A 748-nucleotide genomic window follows, 5' to 3' on the forward strand; every position below is an offset into this window, starting at 1 on the left:
TCTTGTCATTGTGGAAAGGCCAACATCCATAGCTTTGGCGGCATCTGCCACCGTGTATTTCTGGTCAACAACCAGTTGAGCGGATTCGCGTTTAAACTCTGCGCTAAAATTTCTTTTTTTCATTGGAGCACCTGTGTTGTTCTGAGGTGAGCATATCACCTCTGTTCAGGTGGCCAAATTCAGTGTGCCACTTCAAGGTTAAGATCATTGATGTATGATATGAATTTCTCTTCTATCGTGGCTGATGAATATGGGATACCACGACAATTGAATGAAAATTCCTTCGCAATAACGACATCGTTAGCCGCAAGTGAAATCGAAGATTTAATCAGGCTTAAATGCTTAGACTTACCGGATATTGATTTTGACCTCAACATTATGACAGTTGATGACTATTTCCGTCAGATTTACAAGTAGCCAGGGGTAATGACTCCAACTTATTGATAGTGTTTTATGTTCAGATAATGCCCGATGACTTTGTCATGCAGCTCCACCGATTTTGAGAACGACAGCGACTTCCGTCCCAGCCGTGCCAGGTGCTGCCTCAGATTCAGGTTATGCCGCTCAATTCGCTGCGTATATCGCTTGCTGATTACGTGCAGCTTTCCCTTCAGGCGGGATTCATACAGTGGCCAGCCATCCGTCATCCATATCACCACGTCAAAGGGTGACAGCAAGCTCATAAGACGCCCCTGCGTCGCCATAGTGCGTTCACCGAATACGTGCGCAACAACCGTCTTCCGGAGCC

Annotated in this window: 1 protein-coding gene and 2 pseudogenes; 1 reads left to right on the top strand and 2 read right to left on the bottom strand. The window is 46.1% G+C overall.

Translation table 11 applies throughout. The features are described from left to right. The coding region (locus BFF42_RS19090; protein WP_005083954.1) for an IS3 family transposase at positions 1-123 on the bottom strand (123 nt) is incomplete at its 3' end. Positions 124-195: 72 nt separating this feature from the next. Between BFF42_RS19090 and ghoS the strand changes: the two are divergent. Further along, positions 196-417 (top strand): annotated as a pseudogene (ghoS, locus tag BFF42_RS19095) (type V toxin-antitoxin system endoribonuclease antitoxin GhoS); the annotation flags it as partial. A 20-nt stretch (positions 418-437) separates the two neighbouring features. Here ghoS and BFF42_RS19100 read toward each other — a convergent pair. Then, positions 438-748, bottom strand: a pseudogene (locus BFF42_RS19100) (IS1-like element IS1A family transposase); the annotation flags it as partial.

The organism is Shigella sp. FC1661 (assembly GCF_001712525.1).
Taxonomy (GTDB): Bacteria; Pseudomonadota; Gammaproteobacteria; order Enterobacterales; family Enterobacteriaceae; genus Escherichia; species Escherichia coli.